11 protein-coding genes are annotated in these 15,116 nt (G+C 75.1%); 3 read left to right on the top strand and 8 right to left on the bottom strand.

The features are described 5' to 3' along the window. Positions 1–147 precede the first annotated feature (147 nt). The gene (locus AGRA3207_RS24935) at positions 148–849 is read right to left on the bottom strand and encodes a class I SAM-dependent methyltransferase (RefSeq protein WP_231329431.1); all 702 of its coding nucleotides are present in this window, start codon (positions 847–849) and stop codon (positions 148–150) included. A gap of 231 nt (positions 850–1,080) precedes the next feature. Between AGRA3207_RS24935 and AGRA3207_RS24940 the strand changes: the two genes are divergently transcribed. After that, entirely contained in the window at positions 1,081–2,061 is a 981-nt protein-coding gene (locus AGRA3207_RS24940; protein ID WP_231336383.1) for a winged helix-turn-helix domain-containing protein, read from the top strand. On the opposite strand, the gene AGRA3207_RS24945 is transcribed toward AGRA3207_RS24940, so the two are convergent. The 5 genes from AGRA3207_RS24945 to AGRA3207_RS24965 all read right to left on the bottom strand — a co-directional run bounded on the left by AGRA3207_RS24945 (position 2,042) and on the right by AGRA3207_RS24965 (position 9,523). Then, positions 2,042–3,064 carry a GlxA family transcriptional regulator gene (locus AGRA3207_RS24945; protein WP_231329432.1) on the bottom strand — a complete coding sequence of 341 codons (1,023 nt, stop codon included), beginning with the start codon at positions 3,062–3,064 and terminating at the stop codon, positions 2,042–2,044. The two genes, AGRA3207_RS24940 and AGRA3207_RS24945, sit on opposite strands and share 20 nt — an antisense overlap. Positions 3,065–3,183: 119 nt before the next feature. Continuing rightward, positions 3,184–4,230 carry an ArsR/SmtB family transcription factor gene (locus tag AGRA3207_RS24950; protein ID WP_231329433.1) on the bottom strand — a complete coding sequence of 349 codons (1,047 nt, stop codon included), beginning with the start codon at positions 4,228–4,230 and terminating at the stop codon, positions 3,184–3,186. Further along, positions 4,212–5,117 carry a cupin domain-containing protein gene (locus tag AGRA3207_RS24955; RefSeq protein WP_231329434.1) on the bottom strand — a complete coding sequence of 302 codons (906 nt, stop codon included), beginning with the start codon at positions 5,115–5,117 and terminating at the stop codon, positions 4,212–4,214. The genes AGRA3207_RS24950 and AGRA3207_RS24955 overlap by 19 nt, the downstream gene beginning before the upstream one ends. A 30-nt stretch (positions 5,118–5,147) precedes the next feature. Next, the gene (locus AGRA3207_RS24960) at positions 5,148–6,485 is read right to left on the bottom strand and encodes a lanthionine synthetase LanC family protein (protein WP_231329435.1); all 1,338 of its coding nucleotides are present in this window, start codon (positions 6,483–6,485) and stop codon (positions 5,148–5,150) included. Next, the gene (locus tag AGRA3207_RS24965) at positions 6,482–9,523 is read right to left on the bottom strand and encodes a lantibiotic dehydratase (protein WP_231329436.1); all 3,042 of its coding nucleotides are present in this window, start codon (positions 9,521–9,523) and stop codon (positions 6,482–6,484) included. The genes AGRA3207_RS24960 and AGRA3207_RS24965 overlap by 4 nt, the downstream gene beginning before the upstream one ends. Positions 9,524–9,717: 194 nt before the next feature. Here AGRA3207_RS24965 and AGRA3207_RS24970 point away from each other — a divergent pair, with 194 nt between their 5' ends. Both AGRA3207_RS24970 and AGRA3207_RS24975 read left to right on the top strand, forming a co-directional pair. After that, positions 9,718–9,933, top strand: a complete 216-nt coding sequence (locus AGRA3207_RS24970) for a hypothetical protein (RefSeq protein ID WP_231329437.1) — start codon at positions 9,718–9,720, stop codon at positions 9,931–9,933. A 10-nt stretch (positions 9,934–9,943) separates the two neighbouring features. After that, positions 9,944–11,848 (top strand): ABC transporter ATP-binding protein, encoded by a 1,905-nt coding sequence (locus AGRA3207_RS24975; RefSeq protein WP_231329438.1) that lies wholly within the window; start codon positions 9,944–9,946, stop codon positions 11,846–11,848. Positions 11,849–12,172: 324 nt separating this feature from the next. On the opposite strand, the gene AGRA3207_RS24980 is transcribed toward AGRA3207_RS24975, so the two are convergent. Both AGRA3207_RS24980 and AGRA3207_RS24985 read right to left on the bottom strand, forming a co-directional pair. Continuing rightward, entirely contained in the window at positions 12,173–13,441 is a 1,269-nt protein-coding gene (locus tag AGRA3207_RS24980; protein ID WP_231329439.1) for an FAD-dependent oxidoreductase, read from the bottom strand. Between the two features lie 173 nt (positions 13,442–13,614). Further along, complete coding sequence (locus tag AGRA3207_RS24985) at positions 13,615–14,964, bottom strand: NsdA family TPR-like regulatory protein (protein ID WP_231329440.1); 1,350 nt, start codon at positions 14,962–14,964, stop codon at positions 13,615–13,617. Between the last annotated feature and the right edge of the window lie 152 nt (positions 14,965–15,116).

The following is a 15,116-nucleotide window of genomic DNA, read 5'->3' on the forward strand; positions in this document are numbered from 1 at the left end:
TCCGGAACAGGAGCGGGATGCCGTCTTCAGAGGCCGGGCCCCTGGTTGGAGCAAGGCCCCCGGTCGCCCCGGCGGCGCTGCTGCATGCACTGAGATCTCAGATCACGACACGGAATCCGTGCAAGTCCGCGGGTGTGCGGCGGAGGTTTAGCCGGGGTTTTGGGCTCGGGCGAAGAGCGTCGTGCCTGGACAGGTGTGGAGGGGGAGGCGGCGCTCCAGGGCGGCTGACAGGCGGAGGGCCTCGTTGGCTAGCGGATGGAGAGGGGCCAGGTCCTCGTAGTGGGCGCTGCGGTGGCGGAGCAGGCGCAGGAACGGGCGGAACAGGACGCCGCGGCTCCACACCCGGTCCAGGAGCAGGCCGGCGCCTTCCAGCAGGTCGATCAGGGCGCGGGGGCTGTAGCGGCGGACGCGGCCGAGGGAGACGTCGTGGGCCGACCAGAGGGACATGTCGGATGGGACGGAGAGCAGCAGCGTCCCGCCGGGGCGCAGGACGCGGGCGATCTCCTCGGCAGCGCGGGCGTCGTCCTCGATGTGCTCCAGGACGTCCAACGCGAGGGCCAGGTCGAAGCGCGATGGCGGCAGCGGGAGGTAGCGCGCGTCTCCCTCGTAGGCTTCAACGCCCTGCGCGCGCGCCAGAGCGACGGCATCGGGGCTGAGGTCGATCGCCGTGGCCTGCCAGCCGTGGGCGACCAGTTCACGGGAGTTTCCGCCCGCACCGGCACCGATATCCACGGCGTCACCGGGGGAACTGAACCGCAGGAGTTCCTCGGACAGAACCGCCCGGCGTTCGCGGTACCACCAGTTGTCGTCCTCGATGCGCGCGATCCGCTGGAGTTCGATGGTGTCCACGGGACAAGCCGACGGGATCACACCGTCCTGTGCCACCGTCGGCGCCGCTCACGGGCGGAGCGTTGGCCGGACCTTGACCCTTGCGCGGCAGTGCCCGGGTCAGCGGCGCTTGCGGTGGCAGGGTCAGCGGCGCTTGCGGTGGCGGGGTCAGCGGTGCTTGCGGTGGCGGGGTCAGCGTGGTCTATCTAGATCGTGGACGACTGCGTGGTATCACTCGGGCCCTTGGAACGCGTGGGCGTCGGCGTCATCCGCCACCCGGGCGCGACGGTGCTGTCCGTGCTCACCGACTTGGTGGGGGGCCGCTCGCACGGCGTCCCGCCCGGCCTGCGGGAGGCGCTGCGGCGGACCCTGCCCGGGACGGACGCGGCGGACATGGCGGCCCTGCTCGCGTCGGCGAACGGATGGCTGCCCGAAAGCCTCGCGCTGCTCCAGACGCTGGAGACCGTCACCATGGCGACGGTCCTGGAGGAGCTGGACGGGCTCCGGCCGGACGTGGTGGCGGAGGAGATCGAGGCGGGCTTCTCCGGCGACCCGCCGCCCGCGTGGCGGGCGGTGGCCGCGCGGCCCGCGGCGTTCATGACGTCCTACCGGCGGCTGGTGGCGGCCGTCTGGGACGGGATCGCCCCGCTGTGGACGCAGGCGGACGGCCTCCACGCGCGCGAGACGGAACGGGTCGGCGTGGCGGCGGTCAGCGGCGCGCTGGAGGGCGTGATGGACGGGCTGCGCACGCGGGTGCGCTTCGACGCCGGGCGGCTGCATCTGCCGAACTGCCTGCCCAATTGCCTGCCCTGGCGGCCGGTCGCGCCGGGGCGCCGCCGCCTCGTCCTCGTGCCGCTCGCGTCCGGGCTCACCGCGGGGATGTACAGCGTCGAGCGCGAGGACGCGATCTGGGTCGCCTACCCCCTGCCCGGCCTGGGCCAGATCCTCGACCCGCGCCGTGCCGGGGCGGGCGGACCGGCGGCCGCCGCGACCGTCCCGGACGACGCGCTCGTGCTGCTCCTCGGGCCGGTGCGGGCGGCGATCCTTCGGCACGCGGGGACCGCGCCGTCCGTGAGCGATTTGGCGGGGCGGCTGGGCGTCGGCGCCAGCACGGTCACCTACCACTGCGACCAGCTCGTCAGGGCGGGCCTCCTGGAACGCGCGCGCCGCGGGCGGGAGGTCCGCCTGCGCCGGACCGGCCGCGGCGCCGGGCTCATCGACCTGCTCTCCTAGCGGCACCGCGGTAGACGTTGGGCGGGACGCCGTGCCGCTTCATGAAGTGCGCGCGCAGCTGCCCCGGCTGGAAGCCCACCGCCTGCGCGATCACCGAGATCGGCTCGTCGGTGGTGAGCAGCAGCGCCTCGGCGTGGTCGAGGCGCTGGTCGCGCAGCCAGGCGATCGGGGTCGTGCCGATCGCCGCGCGGAAGCGGCGGGCGAAGGTGCGCGGGCTCATCGACGCGCGCCGGGCCAGCTCCCCGACCGACAGCGGCTGGTCCAGCCGCGTCCGTGCCCACGACAGCAGGGCGACGAGGTCCGCGTCCCCGGGCTCCCACGGCCGGGGCGCGCCCGGGTCCTCGTCGCACTCCATGGCCTGCCTGGTCACGGCCTCCGAGACGGCCGGTCCGTGTTCCCGGCGCAGCAGGCGCAGGCACAGCTCGATTCCGGCGCCCGCTTCGATGCCGGTCGCGAGGCGTCCCGCGTCCGTCTGAGGGGTGCCCGGGTCGGCCGCCGACGGGGGGTGGCGGCGGGTCAGGGCGGCCAGGCCCCGGCGTCCCGCGGGGCGCCGGTCGTCGGGCAGGCCCGCGGCGGCCAGCAGTTCCGAGCCCGAGCAGAAGCCCGCGACGATCGCGCCGCGGTCGTGGGCGGACCGGAGGGCCTCGACGGCCGCCTCGCCCAGCAGGAGCGGACGGCGGGCCGTCGGCGGCACGATCACCAGATCGGCCCGGGCCAGCGTCCCGAGGCCGTGCGGCACGTCGACCCACCAGCCGAGGTCCGTGCGGACGACCCCGGCGACGTCGCCGCACATCAGCAGCTCGAACGGCGGCAGGCCCCGGTGCGAGCGGTCCCTGAAGACGCTGCTCACGCCGCTCAGGCCGAACGAGCCGACCCCGGGGGTGACGTAGACGGCGATCGAGCGGAAGGGCCTGGTGGCGCCGTCGGCGGAGGGAAGCCGTGCGGCCCGGCGGTTCCCATACCGCGCGCACCGGTTGACGTGAGGCGTGTGTGCTGTTCTCACTGTTCCTCCGCGGATCGACGGTCCGACGCCTGGCGGTGGAATCCTGCCGGGAGCGGTCCACGGCGACGAGCCTTTCGATCATCCTCGAAGAGTCGCCGGGCGGGGGCGGGCGGCCAGGGTCAGAGGGCGCGCGGGTCGGGAGGGAACAGCCCGACGATTCTGCGGCCCCGCCCGGTCTGGTGGATCCGGATCTCGCGGCCCTGCCGCTCGCGGCGCACCAGGCCGCTCGCCACGAGCCGTTCGCAGTGGTGGGTGACGGCGCTGGGCGAGAGCTGGGTCAGCCGGGCGAGCTCGCCCATGGTCAGCGGCCGCGCGACGGCCCGCAGCAGCGCGGCCCGCACGGGGCCGAGCATCGCCTCCAGCGACGCGGGGTCCGGCGGGTCGCACGCGGCCGGGTCGAGCGCCGGGAGCGGGTAGGCGATCCAGACCGCGTCGGAGTCGTCGAAGTCGCAGATCAGGGCGTCCACGGCCGAGAGCATCGGGACCAGGACGAGGGGACGCCCGCCGAGGGCGAACCGCGCCGGCTCGGGGTCGGGGACGCGCAGCGAGCCGTCCTCGAAGCCCACGGCCGGATGCAGGGCGGCCAGGACGGTCCCGAGCCCGCCCCGCACGAAGGCGGCGCCGACCCGTTCGATCTCGCGTTCCAGCAGCGGCAGCGCCTCCTCCCACAGCGGCTCGACGGCGCCCCAGATCTCGTCCATCGTGTCGGCGTACCGGTGCAGCCAGTCGCCCGGCCGGTCCGCGACGCGGCGCCAGTGCGGCGGAAGGTCCCCGTCGGGGAAGGCGGCCTCCAGGTCCTCCAGCAGGCGCTCGCCGGGGATGGCGCGGAGCCGCTCCACCTGGTCGCCGACCGCGGTCTCGGTAGTCGGGTTCAGCGGCTTCACCGAACCGGGGACGACCGACCGTCCCGGCACCGCGAGCGGGTGGATGGCCTGGGCGCCGCGGGCCGGCAGGGCGCCGAGGATCCGGCGCCGCCACGCCGCCGGGACGCCGCCCTGGCCGGCGAAGGCGTCGATGCCCAGCGCCAGCGTCGACACGTACGGGTCGAGGGCCATCCGCACGTCGACGGTGCGTCCGACGCGCAGCTCCGTGGCCCGCCGGAGGGCCGTCCGCTCCCCGGCGGGACCGGCCTCCGCCCCGTCGTCGATCACCGTGGGGGACGGCACGCCGGTTCCACGCCCGCGATGAGCGGGCCGTCGCTGATACGCCGCTCCTGCCGGTCGGCCTTCGCGAGCAGCGCGGCGGGGTCGGCCTTGCCCGCCGCCTCGGCGACCTCGCGCAGCAGCGCGGCGACGGGGGTGAGGCGGTCGCCGTCCACCGGCAGCCGGTCCAGCAGCGGCACCCCGGCCAGCAGCTCCTCCAGCAGCGTCCGGACGATCTTGCGGTGCGAGGTCGCCGACACCGCGACCGACAGGTGCAGCGACCCCTCCGGCCCGGCGAACGCCCGGTGGCCGGTGCCCGCCGGGATGTACAGGCCGTCCCCGGGCGCCAGTTCGACGACGTGGTCCGGCTCCCGGTCGGTGCGCAGCGTTTGACTGGCCTGCCACTCGACGCCGTCGGGGATGTCCCACAGATGCCACTTCTTGGTGCCTTCGGCCTGGAGTGCGAAGACGTCCGCCGTGTCCCAGTGAGCGCCGACCCCGTCGTCCCCGGGCGCGGTGTAGAACGCGTAGCTCGTGACGCCGGCGCCGACGGTCGCGGTGAGCCGGTCGGCCAGCTCCGCGACGGGACGGTACCAGTCCTCGATGTTGACGAACCGCAGCGTCGCGCCCCGGCGGACCTGCTCGGCGACGGCGTCGGTGACCGGGTAGCCGGGCATGCTCAGCGCGAGGTACTGCCGGGTCTCGGTGAACAGGGTGGGCGGCACGCCGCCCTCCGGCATGTTCACCTGGAACTGCGGATACCGCACCTGCCCGTACCGGATCCACTCGTCGACCCGCTCGAAGTCCAGCAACGCGACGGTCGCCGGAGACGCGTCGAAGCGCAGGTGCGCGCGGCCCCACTCCAGGCGCTCGCGGTCGGCGGGGTCGGCGAAGATGTCGGACCAGCTCATGCGTCGGCTCCTTGTCGGTCGTGGGGAGTGTCAGGCGAGGAGCAGGGCGGCGTCCCAGCCGGTGGCGGGCGGCGCGCCCGTCTCGTGGCAGTGCAGCGCGAGGGCGGCCCCGGCGGCGCCCTCCAGGAAGCCCGGCCGGTCGGTCACGCGCGCCGCGGCCGGATGGGTGTACCGGAACCCGAACGCCGCGTCCGGGTCGTAGGACTCGCGGAGCCGCCCGGCGAACCGCCCGGCGGCGGACGCGTGGACGGGATCGCCCGTGTCGTGGCCCATGCGCGACGCGATGTGCAGCAGGCCCGCCCAGCCGTGGCACAGCGTGGAGTCGTGGATCGAGTGCTCGCCGGACGTGGCGAACGCGCCGCGCACCGCGGCGTCGCCCGTCTCGCGCCACTCCTTCTCCTCGAACGCCGCGCCCGCGAGGAACAGGGCACGGCCCATCCCGGCGGCTCCGTAGCACCAGGCGTCGCGCGTCCTGCCCCGATGCGCGTGCCCGTGCCCGTGCCCGTGCCCGCGTTCGTGCCCGTGCCCGTGTTCGTCGAGGGTGGTCTCGTGCGGCCAGTACGGCCCGGCGTCGTCGTCGAGCCGATGGGCGTCGAGCAGCGCCACGATCGCGGCGGCCGCCTCGTCCTGCCCGTCCACCCGGACGCCCGCGCGCCAGGCCAGCGCCAGCAGCGCGAGCGGGCCGCCGACGCCGTGCGCCAGCCCGAGATTGAGGTGGCCGCCGTCCGCGTGGCCCCTCGTCATGTCGTGCCGCACCCACCAGACGGGCAGCTTCCGGCCGCCGACGGTGACGTCCCCGGCGAGCGCGAGGCGGACGAGCAGCCCGAGCGTCTCGCGCAGCGCCTCCCCGGTCGCCTCGGCGCCGGTCCGCTCCTGGCGGGCCAGGAGGTACCGGCCGAACCCCGATCCGCCGGTGATGACGTCGTAGCCGCCCCAGTCGCCGACCGGGTCCCCGGCGTCCAGCCGTGCCCGCCGCGCCCGCGTCCACCGCAGCGCCTGCCCGGCGATGGCCTCGTCCAGCCGGGACAGCAGCGTCCCGTAGCCGCCCGACGCCGTGGCCGCCGCGTGGGCGGCGAAGGCGAGGGCCACGGAGCCGCCGTACAGGGCGGGCACCGGCGGCGGCGCCTCCGCCGCGAGCGCCGCCGACAGATGGGCGTGGGCGTGGACGCGCCGGGCCGGGTCGGCGGCGGCGAGTTCGGAGAAGAGCAGCGACACGGCCGGGAACGCGTCCGACAGGCCGTTCGGCTCCCACTGGCGGAGCGCGCCCGACGGCAGCGTCAGCTCGTTCTCGGGGCGGGTGGTGACGGCCGCGACCGTCTCGGGGTCGGTGAGCCTGTCCGCGATGGACGCGACGATCTGCGATGTCATGGGGTCCGGTGCCGCTCTCGGTCTCGGTGGGCCTGGAGGACGCCGCGGGCGACGGCGTAGCCGTCCTGCTCCGCGCGGCGATCGATGCCGGCGAGCCTGATGTGGTGCATGTGGAGCACGCTCGCGAAGATGGCCGACGGGTCGTCGAGGGCTTCGCGCACGGCCCGGCCATACGCCGCGACGGGCCCGGAGCGGCGCTCCCAGCCGTCCAGCAGGGCCCGCCCGCCACGCAGTTCGGAAAGTCCCGCGAACCCCGCCGCCGGATCCAGCAGCCGGATCGCCTCGCGGCGGTGGCTCTGGAACGTCTCGTGGCGGGCGCCCTTGGGGTAGGTCTCCAGCAGCCAGTCCCGCCACCCCTCGCCGTGCAGGTGCCGCGCCAGGTCGAGGTGGTTGGCGGCGAGCAGCAGCGGCATCGGCAGGTCTAGCTCCCCCGCCTCGCGCAGCGCGAGCTGGGAGAGGACGCTGCCGGAGTCCGCGGCGAAGGCGTCCTCGGCCGCCTCGATCAGGTCCGGGCCGCCGTACCTGCCCGTCTCGGGCAGGTAGGTGTCCAGGACGATCCGGTTGATCAGCCCCGTCTCGGCCAGGTCCGCGGCCCACCGGTGCACGATCGGCAGCAGCCGCGCGCCGAGCGCCGCCGGGTCCCCGTGGAAGCGGAGCCGCAGGTGGGGCTCGTCGTCGCGGTAGCGCAGGAAGAACCAGCGGTCGGTGATCCCGGCGGCCCGGCGGACGAGCGCGGGGACGTGCCGGGCGAGCAGCTCGCCGTGCCGCCCCGGCGTGGCGTAGACCTTCAGGTACAGCCATTCGCCGCCGGGCGGGTGGGTCCGCCGGACGGCCCGCCGCCGGGTGGTGTCCGAGATTGCGCGGTGCCGGACGGGGCGCATCGGGACGGCGATCTCCGTGGCGTGCCCCCGCGCCCACCCGAACCCGTGCCGTCCGCCGGCCGGGGCCTCCTGGAGCACCGTCCCGGGCCGTTTGCGCAGCTCGGCGTGCAGCGTCTTCAGGTGGGCGACGCTGCCCAGGTCCAGCCGGACCCGGTGGTCGGTGTAGGTCGCGTACACGATGTCGGGGACGGCCCAGTCGGCGCGCCACCGCTCGAAGAGCCGCTTCCAGGCCGCCCAGTCCACCTCCTGCGTCAGCCGCGGATCGGGCAGCCACCGCGCGGGGGACAGGATCGTCCGGCCGCGCCGCACGCGCGGCAGGTACGGCATCCGCTCGGCCGTCCCCCAGCTCCACAGCGGCCACGCGGGGGTGCGGCCTTCGCCGATCTCCATCAGGAGGCGGACCGCGTTCGGCGTCGTGAGCTGGAGGTTCAGCGCGTGGAACGGCATGGGGGCCAGCTCACGGCCGTCCCGCCGGGACACCACCACGAACCGGTCGTGGTCGGCGCCGACGAGCAGATCGTCCAGGGAGAGCGCCTCTGGGCCGTCGGCGAACACCCCCGTTGCCGCGAGTTCGCCCGTCAGCCGCGGGACCTGCGCGACGTTGGCGCTGCGGGAGTCCAGCACCGGCCCCACCACCTGGACGGGGACCGCCGGGGCGGCCTCCTCCCGCGCGGTCTCCGACACCGCGGCGCCGAGGCCGGGCAGCAGGTGCAGGAAACGCCCGGACATCGCGCCGGGCCGGGTGAAGTTCATCGCCGTCATGACGAGCCGGAACCCGCCGTCGCGCAGCCCGTCCTCCGAGTCGGCGACCAGCTCGGCGCACACCTCCGCGTAGGAGGCGGGCTCGTCCACGCTGCCGGGGCGGGCCAGCCGCTCGACCAGCGCGTCGTCCAGCACGATCTCCGGGCCGCCGCGCTGCGCCAGGCCCAGCAGCAGCGTGTCGCGCTCGGCGTCCGGCGCCGGGCGGTCGGGGGGACGCCGGTGCCCCGGCGGGAGCAGGTAGCCCGACGGCGGCCCGAGACCCGCCTCCGGGTCGACCACCTCCTTGATCGGGACGAGCGCGCCGGTCCCGTACCGCTCCAGGAACGCGGCCCGGTAGTCGGCCAGCGGGTCGAGCGGCGCCAGCCGGGGCGGCAGCACCCGCCAGGCGGCCGACACCGCGTCCACCAGCTCGTCCGCCACCGCGGCGGGGAGGATCACGTCGGCGTCCATGCCGAGGTCGACCTGGATCGGCCTGTCGCCCGCGTGCAGCGCGCGCATCTCGGTGACCGCCGTCCGCCACGCGGACAGCCCGTGCCCCGGCGCGGTCGCGGAGTACGCGGCCAGAGCGTCCCGGACGCCGGTGAGCGCGGCCCGTCCCGCGAACCTCTCCGGAAGCCGCTCCAGGACGTGGCCGAGCGGGTCGGCCGCCGCGGCGGGAGGGCGCAGGTCGGTGAGCAGGAACTCGCCCTCGACCAGCTGCACCACCATCCGCTCGACGGCGTCGGACGGCGCGTCAGGGAAACCCTCCCGCAGCCGGGCGACCAGGTCGGCATGGCGGATCGGCTCCGCGGCGGCGGTCAGCGCGGCGCGGACCGCGTTCGTCGCGCGGACCGTCCGCTCCTGGTCGTTCGGACCCCGCTGGTCGGGTGGCACGCGGACGAGCGGGAGCACCAGCCGGTCGCCGCGGACGAAACCGAGGTCGTTCGCGACGAGGCGCAGGCGCGCGAGCACCCCGGGGTCGGTCTCCCACTCCTTGATCGTCGCGGCCAGCCAGCCCATGTCCGCCCGCGCGCTCTTGCGGTGGTCGGTGCCGACGCGGAATTTCGCCCCGGCGTCGAAACGTGCCTCGGCGACGCCCGCCATCAGCCCGAAGGGCGTGGGACGGTGCGTCATCCGGGACAGGTAACGCGTGGTCGCGAGCACCGCGCGCCGCAGATTCGCCGCCGGGACGGCGTCTCCGTCCACGACCTTGCGCAGCGCGCCGTCGAGCCCCGAACTGGACACCGCGACGGCCTCGCGGAACCAGGGGTGCGACGCGGCCTCCCGCAGGTAGCGGCGCATGGCCTCGGGCGAGTCCAGATCGTCCGGCGGGACGGGCGCGGGCGTCCCCGCCGCCAGCGCGGACAACCGGACGACGGCGAAATCGGGCGCACGGAACAGAGAATGCCGGGTCATGCTCCCCCTCCCAGCGGTCGGGCACGCCCAGCATATTCGCGCCGAGTGGCGTGGCCCGCACATTTCCAGGTTCTTAGAAATGATGCCGAAAACGATCGTCGCCGATATACGGTGACGCCATCGGCGGCCTCACCGTGAATAGTGGCGAGACGCTGATAGGAGAACCGCTCCGAAACGCGAGAGAGGACTGTCAGATGGGGGAATTCGACCTCGATCCGAAAGTGGAGGGCGGCTTCGGCTGGGAGGCGCACTTCCGCGGCGCCGGGCCCGTCCCCGGCATGAGGATGGCCGACGACTCCGACGGCTGCGTGTACGCGTGCGACCCCACATGGCCCATCAACTCCTGCCAGTGCGCGTCCAGCGGGTGCAGCCACACCTGCGGCGCCACCGGCCGTCCCTGCCTGTGCTGATCGGGCGCGCGTGAGGCGAACGCGCCACGAGCGGGCCCCCGGCCGGCCGGCGGAGCACGATCCGCTGTTCGGGCGGGGGATCCGTCCCGCGTACGACGCCGCGCCCGAGGACGCCGGCACCCGCGCCGCGCTGCGCCGGCTACCCGCCATCGTCGCGATCACCCTCCGCCTCGGCTACCGCGCGGACCCCCGGGCCCTCGCCGCCGTGGCGGCCGCCCAGCTCGTGATGGGCGTCGCGACGTCGGCCACCTACCTGTCCACGCAGCGGCTGCTCACCGGCCTGTTCTCGGCGGCACCCGCGGATGGGAAGATCCACGCCATGGCGCCGGTCGCCGCGGTCCTGGCGTGCGCGATGGCCGTCCGGGGGCTGTGCGACGCCGTGGCCGTCGCCGCGTCCGGCCGCCTCGGGCCGCGCGTCGCCCAGCGGGCCCAGCTGATGCTGCTGGAGCAGGCCGTCCGGGTCGAGCAGGTCCTGATGGAGGACGCCGCCTTCCACGACCGGCTCAGCACGGCCCGGCGGGGTGCCGACGCGACCTCGCGCGTCACGCAGAGCACGGTGGGACTGTGCGGCGAACTCGTGTCGATCTTCGCCGCGCTGTGGGTGCTCGTCGCGCTGAACCCGCTGCTGACCCCGCTCCTGCTCGTCGCGCTGGCGCCGCGGGCGTGGAGCGTCGCGCGCACCGCCGCCGCCCGGCACTCGTCGATGAAGAGCTGGATGCAGCTGACCCGCCAGCTCGACCTGCTCGCCCAGCTGATGACCAGCCACGAGAGTGCCGAGGAGGTGCGGGCCCACCGGGTGGGCGGCTTCCTGCTCGGCCACTACCGGCGCCTGGCCACCCTGTCGGCGCGGGAGCAGGCCCGGCTGGCGCGGGAGGAGGCGCTCACCCGGTCGCTGGCCGGCGCCCTGAGCGGGCTCGCCGCCCTCGCGACCTACGGCGTGCTGCTCCTGCTCGTCGTCGACGGCCGGACGACGTTCGCGACCGCGGGCACCGCCGCGTTCGCGATCCGGTCCAGCATGATGAGCCTGACGTCGTTCGTCACGCGGTTCCAGCAGCTGTACCAGGACGGGCTGCTCACCACCGAGTGGCGCGAGGTCTGCGCGCGGGCGCGGGACGGCGCCGTCCCGGCACGCGGCCTGACGCCGGCCGCGCCGGTCGAGACGATCGGCACCCGCGGGCTGCGCTTCACCTACCCGGGCGCGCGGACCCCGGCGCTGGACGGCGTCGACATCGACGTCCGGCGCGGCGAGGTGGTCGCGCTGGTCGGCGACAACGGGTCCGGCAAGTCGACCCTCGCCAAGCTGCTGACCGGCCTGTACCTGCCGTCCTCCGGCAGCGTCCTGTGGAACGGCGTGCCCACCGGCGAGCTGGACCGCGACACCCTCTGGGACCAGATCGCCCTGGTGTCGCAGGATTTCGTCCAGTGGCCGTTCACCGCGCGGATGAACGTCGTGACAGGCCGCCCCGACCGGGAGCCCGACGGGCGCAGGCTGGCGGACGCGGCGCGGTCCACCGGCGCCGACGCCGTCGCCGGCCGTCTCGACGACGGCTGGGACACGCTCCTCGCCCGCGAGTTCTTCGGCGGCACCGATCTGTCCGGCGGCCAGTGGCAGCGCCTCGGCCTCGCCCGGGCCTGGTACCGCGACGCGCCGGTCCTGGTCGTGGACGAGCCCACGTCCGCGCTGGACCCCGCCGCGGAGATCGACGTCTTCAACAAGATCACCGAGCTGGCCGCGCGCGGCACCACGGTCATCCTGATCACGCACCGGCTCGCCTCGGTCGCCCGCGCGGACCGCGTCTACGTGCTGGCGGACGGCCGGGTCGCCGAGCAGGGGACGCACGCCTCCCTGATGGACGCGGGCGGCCGCTACGCCGCCATGTACCGCCTTCAGGCCGACCAGTTCCTGGTGACATGAGCGCCGTCCACCCGGCGGCCCGCCCGTCACCTCTTGCGCATTCCGCGCTCACGCCGGACGGCTTTCCTGGAGCCGCCTTCGCCTTTCTGGGGGTCTATGATTATCCTGATCGATCGGCCCCGCGGTGATTCCCCGTTCGCGGATCCACCGGACTTCTCCGTCTCCATGGCACGGCCCCCTTGGTCCCGGTGCGGCGGATAAACGCCAGGCACCGCCACCTGGCTTTCCGGTCGCACTCGAAAGAGAGAATGCCATTGCGAGAGGACGCCGAGCCAGTAGCGCTACGGCCAAAGAGCGCGTCTTTCCTGCCACCGGCCGCGCCGCTCACCCGGCGGCGGGCCGCCGCCCGAGCAGCCTCCTGAGCCGCGGCCCGTCCGGCGCGAGCCGCCGCGCGACGTCGACGGCGCTGGCGAGGGCCGACTCCTGGCTGTCGACGCGGTGGAGGTAGTGGCCGGCGAAGTGGATCCCGCCCCGGCCCTGGGCGGCGGCCACCCGCGTCCGCGCGCGGACGGCCGGCGGGGTCAGGCACAGCTGCCGGAACGACGCCAGGGCCAGCGGCTTCCGGGGCGCCTCCTCGCGGTGGGTGATCCAGCTCTTGAACACGTCGGCGCCGTCCGTCCCGCACCACGTGCTGCTCTCCGCCCACCCGCCGTGCACGGTGACGGTGCTGGTCGACCAGTGCCGCCGTTCGGCGGGCATGTAGGCCGGGTCGGTGTGCGCGGCGACGAGCACCTCCGTGTAGCCGAACTCGTTCAGCGCGCCGACGAGGCCGCCGGTCCCGGGCAGCGGCGCGATGAGCCGGGCCGCCTCGTCCGGGTGGGTGGCCAGGACGACCCGGTCCACCAGGTGCAGGCTCCCCGTGGAGTCGGTGACCTCGATCTCGTCACCGGACCGGCGCAGGAGCCTGACCCCCGCGCCCGTGCGGACGCGCCCCCTCACCAGCCCGTCGGCGAGCGCGCCGGGGACCCCGCCCAGTCCCGCGCGCAGGCCGTGCCACACGGGCGCCTCGTCCGGGCTCGCGGGCGGGACGGCGGCCAGCAGGTCCGTCGCGGCCCGCGCGGACATCTCCCTCACCCGCGTGGTGTCGCATCCGAAGATGGCGGCCGGCAACGGGTACAGCAGCGTGTCCTTGACGTCGCGGGCCACCGGGAGCGGCTCCACCAGGTCGCTGAGCGGCACCTCCCACGAGGTGTCCCGTGCCCGCCACTCCGTGGCCCGGTCGACCATCAGGCGCACCGCCGCCCACCCGTCCCCGAGGATCGTCGACCGTCCCCGCCCGGCCTCCCCGCCGTGGGGGGAGACCAGTGCCGGCGCGGAGCCCGCGCCCCGCAGAACCGTGACCGACAGGGGCACTTCGACGACCGCCTCGGGCGCCAGGCCCAGCTCCTCCAAGAGGCGGCCGTACAGGGGGAAGGCCCCCGGTGCGACGTGCTGCGCGCCGACGTCCACCGCCTGTCCGGCGGACGTGGTGACGGTCAGGACGCGGCCGCCGACCCGCGGCTGGGACTCGAAGACGACCACGTCGTGGACGGGGTCCAGCAGCCAGGCGGTGCCGAGCCCGGCGATCCCGGCTCCGGCGATGGCGATGCGCATGGATTCCTCCGGTGTCGGTGGTGCCGTCAGGCGTCCGTCCGGGCTCCCTTGTGCGGGAAGTAGGTTCACCCGCCCTCGTACGCCTAATCGTCGGCGGGCGGGGGAACCGGTTCAAACTTCCGGTGATCTTGACGGCCGGGGGGCCGGGGTGAGGGGCCGGGACGGTCCCGGCGTCAGGGCGCGGAGAACGCCGTCGAGGCGTCGGCCACCCGGACGGCCCGGTGGAGGAGCGCTCCCGCCGCGCGGCTGTTGCCGTAGGGGCGGAGCCGGGCGCGCAGGCCGGCGAGGAACCTGCGGATCCGCGCGCTCCGGATGTAGGAGTAGTCGTCCAGGAAGCGGTGCGCGGTCGCCACGGCCTCCTCCAGGAGCCCCTGCTCCAGCTCGAACTCGGCGATGCGGGCGAGGGTGATGGCGCGGGACCGCCGTTCGGCGGGCGGCCAGCGGGCCAGTGATTCCCGCAGCGCCGTCAGGGCCGCCCGGCGATCGTTCAGGTGGCTGTGGACCAGCGCCCTCTGGAAGGACAGCTCGGCCGGATGGTAGGAGCCCACCGGACGCGCCGGGGTCTCGGGGGCGCGGCCGAGGAGCTCCTCCGCCCGCAGGAGTTCGGCGAGGGCCCGCCGCCGGGAACCGGTCGAGGCGAGGGCCACCGCCGCCTGGCCCGCCAGCGAGGCCCGGGTCAGGACGGTCAGGCGCGGGGACGCCGCCGTCTCGATCAGCTCCAGGGCCTGCCGGAAGTGCCCGAGGTCATGTGCCTGGACGCTCATCGCCCGCAGCGCCCAGGCGTACTCCTCACGGTGGCCGGCCTCCGCCGCGGTGCGCAGCGACGCCCGGTAGAAGCGCTGGGCCGGGCCGTGGGCCTGGTCGTCGAAACTCATGAAGCCGCACACGTGCGCGAGACGGCTGCACACGCCAAGGAATTCGGCGCGCCGGGAGTCGCCGGGGGGCGTGCGGCACCAGGGGCCGCCGACATGTGACAGGAACGCCGATGCCGGAGCGCGCAGAACCCCGCCGCCATGACTCCGGTCGACCTCGGAGAATAGGCGCACCATCGTGTGAGCCAATTCCATTTCCGGCCCGCCGCTTTCCGGGGAGGGCCCGCCGCGGTGAATTCGGCCGTCCCGGATCTCCTGCCATCCCGGGACCCGGCAGTCGGCCAGCCGGTAGACGCAGACGCGCCGCGCGGCCTGCCGGTCGGTGCCCGCGGCCGCGGCGAGCTCGGTGAGCTGGGCGGGCAGGTCCATGCTCCAGTACGCGTCCTCCGCGCCTTCGAACCCGGTGTCGACGATGCCCAATGACCTGCCCAGACGCCGGGACAGCGCCTCGGCGATCAGGGCCGGGCCCGGATCGCGGGGCCGCGTGCCCGACATCCACTGGGTGACCGACGCCCGGCCGTACCGCAGCCCCAGGCCGGCCTCGGCCCCGACCGCGTTGACGGCCTGGGCCAGTCGCCCGCCGGTCCATTCCGCCTCGGCGAGCAGGGCGCGCAGCCGATCATTGGACGGCGCTGGGGACATTCCACTCACGTCCGATCCTCGCGGCTCCGCCGGACGGTGTTCGCGCGGGTTCAGCGTTTCAAGGCCGCGGGTGCCCGTCAATATCCGGGCACCGGAAGGTGCAACTTTCACCGCCCGCGACGGGATTGTGCGTCCGATCAATATCCTCCGCTGTTTCGATG

Source organism: Actinomadura graeca, assembly GCF_019175365.1.
Classification (GTDB): domain Bacteria; phylum Actinomycetota; class Actinomycetes; order Streptosporangiales; family Streptosporangiaceae; genus Spirillospora; species Spirillospora graeca.

What these genes read in the sequence shown, in the direction of transcription:
- AGRA3207_RS24955 (WP_231329434.1), bottom strand. Translation starts at nt 5,117, where the DNA reads ATGAGCTGGTCCGACATCTTCGCCGACCCCGCCGACCGCGAGCGCCTG.
- AGRA3207_RS24960 (WP_231329435.1), bottom strand. Translation starts at nt 6,485, where the DNA reads ATGACATCGCAGATCGTCGCGTCCATCGCGGACAGGCTCACCGACCCC.
- AGRA3207_RS24965 (WP_231329436.1), bottom strand. Translation starts at nt 9,523, where the DNA reads ATGACCCGGCATTCTCTGTTCCGTGCGCCCGATTTCGCCGTCGTCCGG.
- AGRA3207_RS24970 (WP_231329437.1), top strand. Translation starts at nt 9,718, where the DNA reads ATGGGGGAATTCGACCTCGATCCGAAAGTGGAGGGCGGCTTCGGCTGG.
- AGRA3207_RS24980 (WP_231329439.1), bottom strand. Translation starts at nt 13,441, where the DNA reads ATGCGCATCGCCATCGCCGGAGCCGGGATCGCCGGGCTCGGCACCGCC.